Consider the following 14,201-nt stretch of genomic DNA (forward strand, 5'->3'; position numbering starts at 1 on the left):
GTGCTGTTTACCAAGTGTATCCCGCCAAAAGGTGAACGAATCTTGGAAAATAACTGTATCATTTTGTGACCATATTGTGGTCTCCTTCCAAAAACGGCAGATATTGCCACATGTTGAACAAGATTGTGCATTCGGTCGCGCCGGTGACCCTGCTGGGGGCTGGAGATGCCTCGCAAGAGGTGTTGCAGACGGCGTTGGCCATCGGGCCAGAATTGATCTGCGCCGACGGCGGGGCGGACCACGCATTGGCCTTTGGGCTGTCGCCGGAGGCGGTGATCGGGGACCTCGACAGCCTGTCTGAGGCAACCCGCGCGGCGCTGCCCCAGAATGTGATCCACGCCATTCCCGAACAGGACAGCACCGATTTTGACAAGGCGTTGCGCAGTATTGCCGCGCCTTTGGTTCTGGGGGTTGGGTTTGATGGCAGCCGGATTGATCATCATCTGGCGGCCCTTCATGTGTTGCTGGCCCGGCCTGATCAGCGCTGTATTTTGCTGTCAGAGGAGCAGATCACCTTCCTCGCGCCGCCGCATCTGCAATTGGATCTGCCGGTGGGGATGCTGGTGTCCCTGTTCCCAATGGGGGCCGTGACCGGCCGCTCCGAAGGGCTGCGTTGGCCTATCGAAGGGCTAAAATTTGCCCCGGACAGCAAGATCGGCACCTCAAATGAGGTCAGCCCTCAGGGGGCTGACGCGATGACTACGCCTGTGCAGCTGCAGTTCGATCAGCCGCAGATGCTGGTTATTCTGCCGCGGGCGGCGCTGGCGGCGTCTGTTGCAGGGCTGAGCGCTGCATTCGTTGGGTGGCCTGCTCGCGCAGAATAATATAGAGGCCGGCAGCCAGTGTGATCAGGATACCAATGGCGGCCAGACCGTTGGGCAGATCCGCAAAGATCAGCCAGCCGATGGCGGTGGCAAAGGGGATTTCCAGATATTGCATCGGCGCCAGCGTGGTCGACGGGGCGTAGCGCAGCGACCAGGTCATCATCAGATGTGCCAGCGTCCCGACGGAGCCGATGGCGACGATCAGCCAGGCCTCCTCCGCGGTGGGCATGGCTAACTGCAGCCCCGGCCATTCCAGCATGTGACCGATGACCATCAACGGCAGCAGCGCCACCGTGGCAATGGTGCCTGAAACCGCCTGCAGGCTGATCGGATCGGTCTCTTTGGCAATCTGGCGGGTCGCCAGCATGAACAGGGCAAAGACAACGGCCACGCCCAGCGGCAACATGGCCGGCCAGCCGACGGCAGCGAAACTGGGCTGGATCACCAACAACGTGCCGATGAACCCCACCACACAGGCGATCAGGCGGCGGGGGCCGACCTGTTCGTTCAGAACATATTTGCCAAGCAGCAGCATGATGAAGGGCATGACAAATGCGATCGCCACCGCATCCGCCAGCGGCAGGTAGCCAAGGGCAGTGAACATCATGCCGATGCCCAGAATATGCAGCACTGTCCGCCAGACCACCAGACGCAGCACCCGGCCCCGTACCCGCCAGGGCCTATGTGTCGCGGCCACCATCGGGGCCAGGATCACCGCCTGAAACAGGAACCGCGCAAGGATCAGCATCCCCAGTGGCAATGCACCATAGAGCAGTTTTGCTAAGGCATCGCCCAAAGGTGCGGCCAGGCAGAAGCCCAGCATAAGTGTGATCCCAAGGAGCGGGCGGTCATGTGTGGTGGCTGGTGTCATTCGCAAGAGGTTTCACGGATCGCGTGCATTGGCAATGGGGCGATGGCAAAAGACTTTTGCGTGCTCGGCCTGGCTCTGTTTGCGGCTCAGTCGGGGTGCAGCCAGCTGGGGCTGGCCGCATGAGTCTTAAATGTGTCGATCGCCCTTGCGGCCCTCAGCAGTTCGGCACGTTGACGGCCAGACCGCCCAGCGAGGTTTCTTTGTAGTGCTCGTGCATGTCGCGGCCGGTCTGGCGCATGGTCTCAATGGCAGCGTCCAGCGGTACGAAGTGATCGCCAGTGCCGCGCAGCGCGAGGGAGGCGGCCGAGACCGCCTTGATGGCGCCCAGACCGTTGCGCTCGATACAAGGCACCTGCACCAACCCTTTGACCGGATCACAGGTCATGCCAAGGTGATGTTCCAGCGCAATTTCAGCGGCGTTTTCCACCTGTTCCACCGTGCCGCCCAGCACGGCACACAGCCCCGCAGCAGCCATCGCCGCGGCGGAGCCCACTTCGGCCTGACACCCAGCTTCGGCACCTGAGATCGAGGCATTGTGTTTGATCAAGCCACCTATGGCGGCGGCGGTCAGCAGAAACTCGTCGATTTTGGTGGTGGAGGCACCGGGCACATGGTCCAGCCAATAGCGGATCACAGCCGGCAGAACCCCGGCGGCGCCATTGGTTGGCGCGGTGACCACCTGACCGCCAGCGGCGTTTTCTTCATTCACCGCCATTGCATAGGTGCTGATCCAGTCGTTGATGGTGTGTGGTGCGGTCAGGTTCATGCCACGTTCGGCCAGCAGCGCCTCATGAATGCCTTTGGCGCGGCGTTTCACTCGCAGGCCGCCAGGCAGTTCACCCTCATTGGTCAGGCCACGCTCGATGCAGCTGTCCATCACCTGCCAGAGCCGCGCCATGCCCTGTTTCAGGTTCTGGTGCCCACCGCGTGAGATTTCGTTGGCCTGTTTCATATGCGCGATGCTCTTACCCGAGGTGCGGGCCATTTCCATCATCTCATCGGCGGTTTTGAACGGGTAGGGGACCGGCGCGCCCTCGTCGGTGTTTTTGCCACCGGACAGTTCTGCCTCGGTCATCACAAAGCCGCCGCCGATCGAATAATAGGTTTCCTGCATAATGACGTCACCTTGGGCGTCGGTCGCCATCAGGATCATGCCATTGGCGTGACCTGCGAGGGCCGGGCCGAAATCAAACCGCAGGTCCTGTGCGGGATCAAAGCGCAGCGGCGGCAGACCTTCGGGGCAGACCTGACGGTCGCGGTTGATGGCCTCCAATGCCTCTTCGGCGGCGTCGTGATCGTAGGTGTCGGGTAGGAACCCGGCGAGGCCCAGAATCGTTGCGCGATCCGTGGCATGACCAACACCGGTAAAGGCCAGCGATCCATGCAGTGACGCCTTCACGCCATGCGGTTCAAAAGGAGCGGCGCGCATCTGGTCCAGAAACCGGGCCGCTGCCACCATGGGCCCCATGGTGTGAGAGGACGAGGGGCCGACCCCCACCTTGAACATGTCAAAGACGGACAGAAACATTTACGGGCTCACTCCTTCGAGGGATTTGCAGCGGTGGTCGGAACAGCACGGACAGCGGGTAAGCCCCGGCGTTTGGTCCGATGCAGGGTGACCAAGCCGGGGCAGGAGTGCAAGCACATCGCCCCAGCCTGCCACAGCCGGTGAAAAGGCCGCGGCAGAGGGTCAAGCTGGGGCGGCGCGCTCTGCAGCGCAAAGGGGAGGATGTTGCGCAGTTCCATACTCCTAAGCTATTGACAGCCCCCGCTGGTGCCAGCCCAAATGCGACACAAAAGCCCGCAATGGCGGAGCTAGAGGCGAAACTTGCACCGGTTTGCGGCAGAGTGATGGGAATTGCCCCTCGCTTGCGGCGCATATTCGACCTATAAGCGACGGGAATTGCACCCATTCCCCAGCACGGAGGAGGCCTGATGTCCGGAGAATTGTCGCCGATCGACAAAGCCAAGTTTGTGGCGGCCAAAAAGGCCGTGGAATATGTCGAAGATGGCATGCGTGTGGGGCTGGGCACCGGCTCAACCGCGGCATGGATGGTGCGCTGTCTGGGGGAGATGGTGCGCGAAGACGGTTTGAAGATCCGCGGCGTTCCCACCTCTGCCCGTACTGCTGCTTTGGCGCGGGATGTGGGCATTGATGTGGTCAGCCTCGATGAAGCCAAATGGCTGGATCTGACGATTGATGGTGCGGATGAGTTTGACGGTGAGTTCAACCTGATCAAGGGCGGCGGTGCCGCGCTGTTGCAGGAAAAGATCGTGGCCACCGCCAGTGACCGGATGGTGGTGATCTCGGACGTGTCCAAAGAGGTCGAAACCCTGGGGGCTTTCCCGCTGCCGGTGGAGGTGATCCCCTTTGGCTGGCAGACCACCAAAGCCCTGATTGAGGAGATGCTGGACAGTCTGGATGTGCTGGGCCAGACCACCAGCCTGCGGATGAACGGCGCAGCACCTTTGTTCACCGACGAAGGCAACCACATTGTCGATCTGCATCTGAACCGGATCGGCAATGCACGTCAGGTGGCGATGGTGCTGAACCAGATCCCCGGCGTGGTGGAAAACGGGCTGTTTGTCGACATCTGTGATACGGTTGTGGTCGGCTATGGCGACGGTCGGGTGCAGGTGCGTGACATCAACGAAAACGCGGTGAGTGAGGACCGGCTGGAGTTTGTGGAAAGCGAAAACCTGTTCTCAGATCTGGGGGATTGAGGGGGCTGCAAGATGTCAGTCGTGTCCGTGACGTGAGATAAAGCGCCAAGATCACATATCCGTGGGGTGCGGGTTTTATCCCGGTCGATACGGCATTACCTTGGCGACCAACTGTGAGATTCAATTGAAGGTAACGATCTGATGAGCTTCGACTACGACCTCTTTGTCATCGGCGGTGGGTCCGGTGGTGTGCGTGCGGCCCGTGTGGCAGCTGGCGACACCGGTGCCAAGGTGGCGCTGGCCGAGGAAGACCGCTATGGCGGCACCTGCGTCATTCGCGGCTGTGTGCCCAAGAAACTGATGGTCTTTGCCAGCGAGTTTCCGGGCATGGCCGAAGAGGCCCGCGCCTATGGCTGGGACATGCCGACAGGCGCTTTCAGCTGGGACAATTTCAAAGGCAAACTGCACGCAGAACTGGACCGTCTGGAGGGTATCTATCGCCGACTGCTGGCGAACTCGGGCGTGGACACTTTTGATGCCCGCGCCAAGGTCGTGGATGCGCATACCGTTGAGCTGTCGACAGGGGAGCGTAAGACCGCCAAACATATCCTGCTGGCCATGGGCGGCCGTCCGGTTCTGCCTGACACGCCGGGTGCCGAGTTGGGCATCACCTCAAACGATATCTTCCATCTGGAAAAACTGCCCGAGTCGATCCTGATCGTGGGTGGCGGCTATATCGCGTCGGAATTTGCCGGGGTGCTGAACGGTTTGGGTGTGAAGGTCACCCAATTCTATCGCGGCGCGCAGATCCTGCGCGGATTTGACGACGAAGCCCGCGGTCTGGTGGCCGAAGAGATGATCCAGAACGGCATCGATCTGCATCTGGGCACCAACATCCTGTCGATGGAGAAGGTCGGCGATAAGATCCGGGTGAAAGCCACCAACGGCAGCGAACATGACTTTGATCAGGTGATGTTTGCCACCGGTCGTGTGCCAAACACCGATAACATGGGTCTGGAAGAGGCCGGCGTGAAGCTGGGCCGCAAAGGTCAGGTTGAGGTGGATGAATACAGCCAGACCGCTGTGCCCTCGATCTATGCGGTGGGGGATGTGACCGACCGCGTGAATCTGACACCAGTGGCGATCCGCGAAGGCATGGCCTTTGTTGAAACCGTCTTTAAGGGCAAGCCGACGCCGGTAGATCATGAGCTGATCCCGACCGCGATTTTCACCCAGCCGGAAATGGGCACTGTGGGTCTGAGCGAGGAAGACGCGCGCGACAAAGGGCCGATTGAGGTTTACAGCACCTCGTTCCGTCCGATGCGGTCGCTCTTTGCTGGCAGCGATGCGCGGGTGATGATGAAACTGATTGTCTGCGCGGACACCCGTGTGGTGCTGGGCTGTCACATCGTCGCGCCGGGCGCCGGTGAGATGATCCAGCTGGCAGGTATCGCGGTCAAAATGGGCGCCACCAAAGAGGATTTCGACCGCACCGTTGCGGTGCACCCGACCATGTCGGAAGAAATCGTCACTATGAAAGCGCCGACGCGCACGGCATAAAGCTTGAAATTTCCTGCCGATTGCACAGGTTTGTTATCAACCGTGCAATCGGTGACAATGTAGAGAGGTAGCATAGCCCATGTCAGGCAATTCTGGCGGCCCTTGGGGCGGCGGCGGAAACAACGGCGGCGGTGGTCGCAACAATGGGGGCGGCAACAACGGCGGTGGCCGTGGCCCGCAGGACGACGGTCCGCAGGTCCCCGATCTGGATGAGCTGGTCAAAAAAGGCCAGGAACAGCTGAAAGTGCTGATGGGCGGTCGCGATGGCGGCGGCAATCAGCGTGGCGGCGGCGCTGGCGGTGGGCAGGGTCTGCCCAAAGGCACCTTTGTGCTGGCCGGTTTGGCAGCTGCGGCGCTTTGGGCGTTTTCCAGCTTCTACACTGTAAAACCGGAAGAGCAGTCGGTTGAACTGTTCCTGGGGGAATACTCCTCAACCGGCAATCCCGGTCTGAACTTCGCCCCCTGGCCTTTTGTGACCGCTGAAGTGGTCAATGTGACCTCGGAACGGACCGAAAGCATTGGTCTGTCGCGCTCCAGCCAGGACACCGGCCTGATGCTGACCACGGACGCCAATATCGTTGATATCGACTTCCAGGTGGTCTGGAACATCAACGACCCGGCGAAACTGCTGTTCAACATCCGCGATGCCCGTCTGACGGTTCAGGCCGTATCGGAATCGGTGATGCGTGAGATCATCGCCGCCTCGAACCTGGCGCCGATCCTCAACCGGGACCGTGGTGTGATTGCGGATGGGGCCAAAGAACGTATTCAGGCCATTCTGGACGAATATGAATCCGGCATCTCCATCGTGCGTGTGAACCTTGAGAAAGCGGACCCGCCGCGTGAAGTGATCGACAGCTTCCGCGAAGTGCAGGCCGCCGAACAGGAACGTGACCGTCTGCAGCGTGAAGCGGATGCCTATTCGAACCGCGTTTTGGCGCAAGCCCGTGGTGAAGCGGCGCAAACCCTTGAAGAGGCCGAAGCCTACCGGGCGCAGGTCGTGAACGACGCTTTGGGTGAAGCCAGCCGTTTCTCGGCGGTGCGCGCCGAATATGAAAAAGCGCCGGAAGTGACCCGCAAACGTCTCTATCTGGAAACCATGGAAAAAGTGCTGGGCAACGTGGACAAAACCATCCTCGACAGCTCCCTCACAGGGGGCGAAAACGGTCAGGGCGTTGTGCCTTACCTGCCGCTCAACGAGCTGCGCAAACAGGGGGGGAACTGATCGATGCGTAAGATGACTTACCTTGTGCCCGTGATCGTGATTGCGGTTGTTGGCATCATGTCCTCGCTGTTTGTGGTGGATGAACGTGAAAAAGCGCTGGTGCTTCAGTTCGGTCAGATCAAAGCCGTGAAAGAAGAGCCGGGCCTGAGCTTCAAGATCCCGATGATTCAGGAAGTCGTGCGTTACGACGACCGGATCCTGTCGCTGGACACCGACACCATCGAGGTTACCCCATCGGATGACCGTCGTCTGGTTGTCGATGCTTTCGCGCGGTACCGGATCGCTGATGTGGTTCAGTTCCGTCAGGCGGTTGGTGCCGGTGGTGTCCGTCTGGCCGAGGAGCGCCTGAGCTCGATCCTCAACTCGAAGATCCGTGAAGTTCTGGGTGCCGATCAGGTCACCTCGGACACGATCCTGTCGGAAAACCGGGCTGAACTGATGGTGCGGATCCGCGACCAATCCCGGTCCGAGGCACGTAGTCTGGGCCTGGATGTGGTGGACGTACGTCTGAAACAGACCAACCTGCCGGCGCAGAACTTGAACGCAACCTTTGCCCGGATGCGGGCAGAACGGGAACGTGAAGCCGCAGATGAGGTCGCCCGTGGTAACGAAGCCGCCCAGCGTGTGCGCGCGCTGGCCGATCGTACCGTGGTCGAAACCCTGTCTGAGGCAGAACGTGAAGCGCAGGTCGTGCGTGGTGAAGCGGATGCGGAACGTAACGCCATCTTCGCCGAAGCCTTCGGTGCAGATCCTGAGTTCTTTGCCTTCTACCGCTCGCTGCAGGCCTATGAAAACGCTTTGCAGGGCAGCAACTCGTCGATGGTGATGACCCCGGACAGCGAGTTCTTCGACTACCTTAAGTCGGATCAAGCGGGCCAGTAATGGAACATGTGATCCTGGCCATCGGGCTGGTGTTGATTGTGGAGGGGCTGGCCTATGCGCTGGCCCCTTCGCTTGTTGAGCAGCTGTTGGAGCTGCTGAAAACCCTGCCGGAAGCGATGCGTCGCAACTTAGGTTTTTCGGCGCTGGCCCTTGGGTTGGCATTGGTTTGGCTTGCCAAATTTCTGGGTGCCTGAGGGGTTGCCCAGCGGTGCGCGCTGCCGCGCGCGCAGGTTTTCTCAGCTGTCGGGGCTTTGCCCCTCGGCTTCGGGTGGGGCGAATGCCATTTTTGCCCTATATTGTCCAAAAACAGCATGAGCGGCTCACCGCCGCTTCACGTTCTGTTGAAAAAATCTTTGTTTGGGGTGAGTTGCACATCCGCCCCGCTCGACCGATGTTAAAGGCAATCAGTTCTGACCGTTCCCGGTGAGAGACATTTAAGGAGAGGAGACCATGGGCGTGAACCACTCAAGTGCAAATGCCGTTGTACTCGCAACCCCTCATGCGCGGGGCGCCGCACTGCGGGCCTTCTGGCTGGGGCTCTTGGCCACCGCGATGACCCTGATGCTGGCGCTGCAGGCGCAGGCACGACCCGACAGTTTTGCGGAACTGGCCGAAGACATCAGCGACTCGGTTGTCAACATCACCACCTCGACGGTGGTGGCGGGCAGCGATGGGCCAAACCTGAACATCCCCGAAGGCAGCCCGTTTGAAGATTTCTTCCGCGAGTTCCAGGATCGCAACCCCAATGAACGCGCGCGCCGCTCTTCGGCGCTGGGTTCGGGCTTTGTGATCTCCGAAGACGGTTTCATCGTGACCAACAACCACGTGATCGAAAGCGCTGATGAGATCTTTATCGAGTTCTTCTCGGGTGAGGAGCTGCAGGCTGAAGTTGTGGGCACCGACCCCAACACCGATATCGCCTTGTTGAAGGTTGAGGCGGACAAGCCGCTGCCATTCGTCAGCTTTGGCGACAGCGACACTGCGCGTGTTGGTGACTGGGTGGTTGCCATGGGCAACCCGTTGGGTCAGGGCTTTTCAGTTTCGGCTGGGATCGTTTCGGCCCGCAACCGGGCGCTTTCTGGCAGCTATGACGATTACATCCAGACCGACGCTGCGATCAACCGCGGCAACTCGGGCGGTCCGCTGTTCAACATGGACGGTGAGGTGATCGGCGTGAACACCGCGATCCTGTCGCCCAACGGTGGCTCCATCGGGATCGGGTTTTCCATGGCCTCCAACGTGGTGACCCGCGTTGTGGACCAGCTGCGTGAGTTTGGTGAAACCCGCCGCGGTTGGCTGGGCGTGCGCATTCAGGATGTGACCGAAGATGTCGCCGAAGCGATTGGTCTGGAAAACACCGCCGGTGCGCTGGTGACCGATGTACCGGCAGGTCCGGCGCTGGATGCGGGCATGCTGCAGGGCGATGTTATCGTGACCTTTGATGGGGTTGAGGTTGCCGATACCCGCGGGCTGGTCCGTCAGGTGGGCAACACCGAAGTGGGCAAAACCGTACGTGTGGTGGTGTTCCGCGATGGCAAGACCGCAACGCTGAAAATCACCCTTGGCCGCCGTGAAGAGGCCGAAGCCATTCCGGCAGCCCAGCCTGGTCCTGCGGATCCGATGGAACCGAAGGAGATGCTGGGCATGACGTTGAGCCCGGTCACCCCGGAGCTGAGCGCTGAGCTGAAGCTGAAGAAGGGCGCAACGGGTCTGGTTGTTGTTGGTGTGGATGAAGCCACCGAAGCCTTTGAGAAAGGTCTGCGGATGGGCGATCTGATCACCGAGGCAGGCCAGCAGAAACTGGAGCGGATTGCCGATCTGGAAGAGCGTGTAGAAGAAGCGCAGGAAGCAGGCCGCAAGTCGCTGCTGCTGCTGGTGCGCCGCGCTGGTGAGCCGCGCTTCGTTGCACTGTCAGTTGCCGAAGAATAAGCGCTGATCCCGCTGAAACGTTAAAAGCCGCCCTATCGGGGCGGCTTTTTTATTGGCGTTGAGAGTTCAGAAGCGACCCCGCCAAGCCAGATCTGACACTATGTGCTGTCCAACAATGTGAGGTATCTCAGATCCCGTCACGCGACACTGCGATCAGCCCCAAACGGCGGGCACTGGCAAGGGATAGGATGCCACTGTCCAGCCCCTCGGGCTGCTGATACTTGCGCACCGCGGCGCGGGTGCGTTTGTCCATTTCGCCAGTGATGGGGCCGCGGTAGAGCGACCGCACCTGCAAAGCACGTTGCAGGGTGGCGATGAAGTCCGGGGTCATCTGGGCGGCACAAGGGGTTTCAAACCAGATTTCCCGGCGTTCCTTGACAACGGCCTGGCGCGTCTCGGTCTTGTAAATCGCCGGGCTCAACACCGTGCCATCGGCCAGTACCTCAGCCGGTTGCAGCATGATCTGCTCGGTCACGGTCTCATAGACGCCGGGCTGAATGCGCTTGCCCCAGCAGCTGCCCGCAGGCGCGCCGGGGGGCGTGCCGCTGACCAGCCGGGTCACCTCAGGCTCAGTGCCGAGATGCGGCACGGGCAACGTCGACATGCAGCCCGCCAGCCCAAAGCCGGAGCCCACCAGTGCTGTGATGATCCATCTGCGCATCTGCTTTGCCTCATGGCGCCTGTCCCGTTTGTTTCGCTCGGCAGGCGGTCTGTTTTTTGACACCATAACGCCAAACGCTGCGTCAATAAAGCACCGGCTTGGCCGCAGCCCGCCATATGCGACACATACAAAGGCGTGAGTGTCGTGAATGGGGCTGGCATTGCCCCGATGACCCCGCTAGGAGGGGATTGGACATGAATAGCAAAACGAGCAATCGGAGTAAGCCGCATGGCGAAGATCACCTACGTTGAACACAATGGCACCGAACATGTTGTCGAGGTTGCCAACGGGCTGACCGTGATGGAAGGCGCACGCGACAACAACATCCCCGGCATCGAAGCCGACTGCGGCGGCGCCTGCGCTTGTTCAACCTGCCATGTCTATGTGGATCCGTCCTGGGTAGAAAAGATCCCCGCGAAGGATGACATGGAAGAGGATATGCTGGATTTCGCTTATCAGCCTGATCCGGCCACCTCGCGCCTGACCTGCCAGATCAAAGTGAGTGACGCGCTGGACGGTCTGGTTGTCAAAATGCCTGAGAAGCAGATCTGATGTGGCGCGCGGCGATCCTGACGGCCGCGCTAGGCCTGTGTGGCGCGGCAGCGCTGGCAGAGGCCCAGATCACGTCGGCCCGTTTTGATGGGCCGACGACCCGCTATGCCCACGGGGTTTTGGGCGATAGCGTTGAATATGGTCAGCTGGTTCTGGAGGTCCGCGATGGCGGCAAGCGTCAGACCGTGACCATCACCCTGCCACAGGATCATGTGTTCGAAGATCTGCAGCCCCGGTTGGCGGATGTCACCGGGGATGGCCTGCCGGAGGTCGTGGTGATTGAAACAGATGCGCGCCAAGGCGCAGCTCTGGCGATCTACGGGCCCAAGGGAAAACTAGCGGAAACGCCCCATATCGGAACCTCAAACCGCTGGCTGGCACCGATTGGGGTGGCGGATCTGGATGGTGATGGCGCGGTGGAACTGGCCTATATTGATCGCCCGCATCTGGCCAAGACCCTGCGGGTTTGGCGCTATGAGAATGGCAGCCTGCGTCAGATTGCCAACGCCAAAGGGCTGACCAACCACAAGATCGGCTGGGACTATATCGCTGGTGGCATTCGTGGCTGTGGTGAGGATCTGGAACTGGTCACAGCCAATGCTGGCTGGACCCGTATTGTTGCAACACGGCTGCAGGCGGGGCAGCTGATCAGCCGCGATCTGGGCGCCTATAGCGGCCCCGACAGTTTGAACCGCGCGGCTGAGTGCCGTTAAGCAAATGCCGCTCCTGCTGCGGTACGGTTAATCCCACCAGAAATACCAGAAATCCCCCTCGTGCAGCAGCGCTGCCAGTGCGCTAAGGTCGCCAACCCCTTGGTCAACGATGTCGCTGGCGTAGAGGTATTGCTGCGTGGCAAGTTCACGCGCTGCGTCGCGGTCAGAGGCGGGATCGGCAACCAGCATTTCCACCGTGTCTGACTGAATGACGACGGGCACCGCGCCGTAGGTTTCGCCCCAGTGCCGGAAGGTTGCTGCATGCACATAGGGCGGCGGATTGGCATTCCAGCCACCAAACCGCAGGTAGATCGGGGCCTGCCAGACCGCTTCTGTTGGCAGGATGGTGATGAACACCTTGTCCTTGGCGCGGCCAGTTTGCCAATCATCCAGGGAAATCAACCGATCTGCGGCTTGCATGCCCTCAGGCCAAGGACCCCAATAGTTTGCCGGCACCTCAAGCGGGTTTTCAGCCGCCAATTCCGCAGCCCAGTCTGCATCGTCTTCCTTGACGCTTGCGATAAACAGTTGGTGTTCTTCGCGTAGGTGCGCATACAGCGTGTCTAAACCCGGCTGTGCCATTGCCTTTGCAATCGCCTCCTTAATCGGTGGGTAGAACGCCTGCTGCGAGGGATGGAAGACATCCAGAATACGCTCAACCTGTTCCCGGTCCCCTAAGATGATCGGCGTGCCTGCCTGCGGTCGCAGTGCCTGCCACTCTTTCAGGGCCTCTGCGCCGTTCACCTCAATCAACGGGTAAGGAAACGTGTCGAGGAGTGTGTCGGCCTGTGCGGCCGCGACACTGCAAAAACTCGCCAGAACGGCGGAGATCAATTTCATTTGTACCTAAGACCTATGTGAAAATCGCTTGGGAAAAACCTGCGGCGACGATGCCGCTCATAGGCTCGATGTTCAAGCGTCTTAACACCGGGGTGCGTTGTCCGTTCAACCCTGTGGGGCTGGGGCACCCGCAAAAGAAAAACCCCAGACCAAGGTCCGGGGCTTTCTGTCTCAATGCACGCAAGCGCTCAAAGCGCGCGCCAGCCGATGTCGCGGCGGCAGAAGCCTTCGGGCCAGTCGATCTGATCGACCATCGCATAGGCGCGATCTGCGGCTTCTTTCAGCGAGGCCCCACGTGCGGTGACGTTCAGGACTCGGCCACCTGTGGCGATGATCTGGCCGTCCTTTGCACCGGTGCCGGCGTGGAAACACATCTCGGTGCTGGTTTCGGGCAGCGCGTCGAGGCCGCTGATGACGGAGCCTTTTTCGTAAGCACCCGGGTAGCCTTTGGCGGCCATCACAACGGTCATTGCATGATCATCGGCCCAGTTCACCTGCGCCTCAGTCAGACGGCCCTCAGCGCAAGCCTGCATCAGGTCCAGCGCCTGTGCGCCAAGGCGCAGCATCAGTACCTGACATTCCGGATCACCGAAACGGACGTTGTATTCCACCAGACGCGGCTGGCCGTCTTTGATCATCAGGCCGGCGTAGAGCACACCTTGGTAGGGCATGCCGCGATCGGCCATAACCTTCATGGTGGGTTTGATGATTTCATTCATCGCCTTTTCGGCAATCTCATCAGACAGCACCGGGGCAGGGGAGTAGGCGCCCATGCCGCCGGTGTTCAGGCCGGTGTCACCTTCGCCCACACGTTTGTGGTCCTGCGCGGTGCCGATGGCCAGACAGTCCTCACCGTCGACCAGAATGAAATAGGAGGCTTCTTCGCCTTCCATGAACTCTTCGATCACCACCTCGGCGCCCGCAGCGCCAAATTCACCACCGAACATATCGTCGATGGCGTCCAGCGCGGTCTGTTCGTCCATTGCAACGATCACACCTTTGCCGGCCGCCAGACCGTCAGCTTTGACCACGATGGGGGCGCCATTTGCGCGGATGTGAGCCTTGGCGGCGTCAGCATCGGTGAAATGGCCGTAGCCTGCGGTCGGCGCATTGGCAGCGTCGCAGATTTCCTTGGTGAAGCTTTTTGAGGCTTCCAGCTTGGCCGCGGCAGCAGAGGGGCCGAAGACCAAGATACCTGCGTCACGCAGACGGTCGGCGACACCCTCGGCCAGTGGGGCTTCGGGGCCGACGATCACGAAATCAATGGCGTTTTCTTCGCAGAAGTTCACCACCGCCGCGCCGCTCAGGATGTCGAGGCTGGCACAATCGGCGATCTGTGCGATCCCGGCGTTGCCCGGTGCCACGATCAGCTTGTCGCATTTCGGGTTCTGCATCACTGCCCAGGCAAGAGCATGTTCACGCCCGCCACTTCCGAGAATTAGGATATTCATGATAGCCCTTCCGCTTGGCCTTCCGTTGG

Annotated in this window: 14 protein-coding genes; 9 read left to right on the forward strand and 5 right to left on the reverse strand. The window is 60.4% G+C overall.

From position 1 onward, the window contains the following. Positions 1–110 precede the first annotated feature (110 nt). Entirely contained in the window at positions 111–824 is a 714-nt protein-coding gene (locus TL5118_RS12610) for a thiamine diphosphokinase (protein ID WP_058244570.1), read from the forward strand. Here TL5118_RS12610 and TL5118_RS12615 read toward each other — a convergent pair. Beyond that, positions 742–1,695 carry a DMT family transporter gene (locus TL5118_RS12615; protein ID WP_058244571.1) on the reverse strand — a complete coding sequence of 318 codons (954 nt, stop codon included), beginning with the start codon at positions 1,693–1,695 and terminating at the stop codon, positions 742–744. The genes TL5118_RS12610 and TL5118_RS12615 overlap by 83 nt on opposite strands. A 154-nt stretch (positions 1,696–1,849) precedes the next feature. Next, a complete protein-coding gene (locus tag TL5118_RS12620; RefSeq protein ID WP_058244572.1) occupies positions 1,850–3,223 on the reverse strand; it encodes an L-serine ammonia-lyase in 1,374 nt (457 codons plus the stop codon). 407 nt (positions 3,224–3,630) lie between these two features. On the opposite strand from TL5118_RS12620, the gene rpiA reads away from it, so the two are divergent. The 6 genes from rpiA (at position 3,631) to TL5118_RS12650 (ending at position 9,955) form a co-directional block, all read left to right on the forward strand. Next, entirely contained in the window at positions 3,631–4,419 is a 789-nt protein-coding gene (rpiA, locus tag TL5118_RS12625; protein WP_058244573.1) for a ribose-5-phosphate isomerase RpiA, read from the forward strand. A 141-nt stretch (positions 4,420–4,560) separates the two neighbouring features. Then, positions 4,561–5,919, forward strand: a complete 1,359-nt coding sequence (gene gor / locus TL5118_RS12630; RefSeq protein ID WP_058244574.1) for a glutathione-disulfide reductase — start codon at positions 4,561–4,563, stop codon at positions 5,917–5,919. A gap of 79 nt (positions 5,920–5,998) precedes the next feature. Further along, a complete protein-coding gene (gene hflK, locus TL5118_RS12635; RefSeq protein WP_058244575.1) occupies positions 5,999–7,144 on the forward strand; it encodes an FtsH protease activity modulator HflK in 1,146 nt (381 codons plus the stop codon). Between the two features lie 3 nt (positions 7,145–7,147). Then, complete coding sequence (gene hflC / locus TL5118_RS12640; RefSeq protein WP_058244576.1) at positions 7,148–8,026, forward strand: protease modulator HflC; 879 nt, start codon at positions 7,148–7,150, stop codon at positions 8,024–8,026. Then, positions 8,026–8,220 carry a DUF2065 domain-containing protein gene (locus TL5118_RS12645; RefSeq protein ID WP_058244577.1) on the forward strand — a complete coding sequence of 65 codons (195 nt, stop codon included), beginning with the start codon at positions 8,026–8,028 and terminating at the stop codon, positions 8,218–8,220. Before hflC ends, TL5118_RS12645 begins: the two co-directional genes overlap by 1 nt. A gap of 256 nt (positions 8,221–8,476) precedes the next feature. After that, the gene (locus TL5118_RS12650) at positions 8,477–9,955 is read left to right on the forward strand and encodes a Do family serine endopeptidase (RefSeq protein ID WP_082626369.1); all 1,479 of its coding nucleotides are present in this window, start codon (positions 8,477–8,479) and stop codon (positions 9,953–9,955) included. A 127-nt stretch (positions 9,956–10,082) separates the two neighbouring features. Here the strand turns inward: TL5118_RS12650 and TL5118_RS12655 are convergent, their stop codons facing one another. Continuing rightward, on the reverse strand, positions 10,083–10,616 hold the full coding sequence (locus tag TL5118_RS12655; RefSeq protein ID WP_058244578.1) for a peptidoglycan-binding domain-containing protein: 534 nt from the start codon (positions 10,614–10,616) through the stop codon (positions 10,083–10,085). A 228-nt stretch (positions 10,617–10,844) separates the two neighbouring features. Between TL5118_RS12655 and TL5118_RS12660 the strand changes: the two genes are divergently transcribed. Together TL5118_RS12660 and TL5118_RS12665 are read left to right on the forward strand one after the other, a co-directional pair. Next, positions 10,845–11,168 (forward strand): 2Fe-2S iron-sulfur cluster-binding protein, encoded by a 324-nt coding sequence (locus TL5118_RS12660; protein WP_058244579.1) that lies wholly within the window; start codon positions 10,845–10,847, stop codon positions 11,166–11,168. Continuing rightward, on the forward strand, positions 11,168–11,881 hold the full coding sequence (locus TL5118_RS12665; RefSeq protein ID WP_058244580.1) for an FG-GAP repeat domain-containing protein: 714 nt from the start codon (positions 11,168–11,170) through the stop codon (positions 11,879–11,881). The genes TL5118_RS12660 and TL5118_RS12665 overlap by 1 nt, the downstream gene beginning before the upstream one ends. A 27-nt stretch (positions 11,882–11,908) precedes the next feature. On the opposite strand, the gene TL5118_RS12670 is transcribed toward TL5118_RS12665, so the two are convergent. Then, on the reverse strand, positions 11,909–12,721 hold the full coding sequence (locus tag TL5118_RS12670; protein WP_058244581.1) for a DUF4253 domain-containing protein: 813 nt from the start codon (positions 12,719–12,721) through the stop codon (positions 11,909–11,911). 188 nt (positions 12,722–12,909) lie between these two features. Next, positions 12,910–14,172 (reverse strand): phosphoribosylamine--glycine ligase, encoded by a 1,263-nt coding sequence (gene purD, locus TL5118_RS12675; RefSeq protein ID WP_058244582.1) that lies wholly within the window; start codon positions 14,170–14,172, stop codon positions 12,910–12,912. Positions 14,173–14,201: the final 29 nt, after the last annotated feature.

Origin of the sequence: Thalassovita autumnalis (assembly GCF_001458255.1) — a bacterium.
In the GTDB taxonomy this organism is placed as follows: Bacteria; Pseudomonadota; Alphaproteobacteria; order Rhodobacterales; family Rhodobacteraceae; genus Thalassobius; species Thalassobius autumnalis.

Coding starts and splice junctions, on each gene's coding strand:
- rpiA (WP_058244573.1), top strand. CDS start 3,631: ATGTCCGGAGAATTGTCGCCGATCGACAAAGCCAAGTTTGTGGCGGCC.
- TL5118_RS12665 (WP_058244580.1), top strand. CDS start 11,168: ATGTGGCGCGCGGCGATCCTGACGGCCGCGCTAGGCCTGTGTGGCGCG.
- TL5118_RS12620 (WP_058244572.1), bottom strand. CDS start 3,223: ATGTTTCTGTCCGTCTTTGACATGTTCAAGGTGGGGGTCGGCCCCTCG.
- purD (WP_058244582.1), bottom strand. CDS start 14,172: ATGAATATCCTAATTCTCGGAAGTGGCGGGCGTGAACATGCTCTTGCC.
- TL5118_RS12655 (WP_058244578.1), bottom strand. CDS start 10,616: ATGCGCAGATGGATCATCACAGCACTGGTGGGCTCCGGCTTTGGGCTG.
- TL5118_RS12670 (WP_058244581.1), bottom strand. CDS start 12,721: ATGAAATTGATCTCCGCCGTTCTGGCGAGTTTTTGCAGTGTCGCGGCC.
- hflC (WP_058244576.1), top strand. CDS start 7,148: ATGCGTAAGATGACTTACCTTGTGCCCGTGATCGTGATTGCGGTTGTT.
- TL5118_RS12610 (WP_058244570.1), top strand. CDS start 111: ATGTTGAACAAGATTGTGCATTCGGTCGCGCCGGTGACCCTGCTGGGG.
- TL5118_RS12615 (WP_058244571.1), bottom strand. CDS start 1,695: ATGACACCAGCCACCACACATGACCGCCCGCTCCTTGGGATCACACTT.
- hflK (WP_058244575.1), top strand. CDS start 5,999: ATGTCAGGCAATTCTGGCGGCCCTTGGGGCGGCGGCGGAAACAACGGC.
- TL5118_RS12650 (WP_082626369.1), top strand. CDS start 8,477: ATGGGCGTGAACCACTCAAGTGCAAATGCCGTTGTACTCGCAACCCCT.
- TL5118_RS12645 (WP_058244577.1), top strand. CDS start 8,026: ATGGAACATGTGATCCTGGCCATCGGGCTGGTGTTGATTGTGGAGGGG.
- TL5118_RS12660 (WP_058244579.1), top strand. CDS start 10,845: ATGGCGAAGATCACCTACGTTGAACACAATGGCACCGAACATGTTGTC.
- gor (WP_058244574.1), top strand. CDS start 4,561: ATGAGCTTCGACTACGACCTCTTTGTCATCGGCGGTGGGTCCGGTGGT.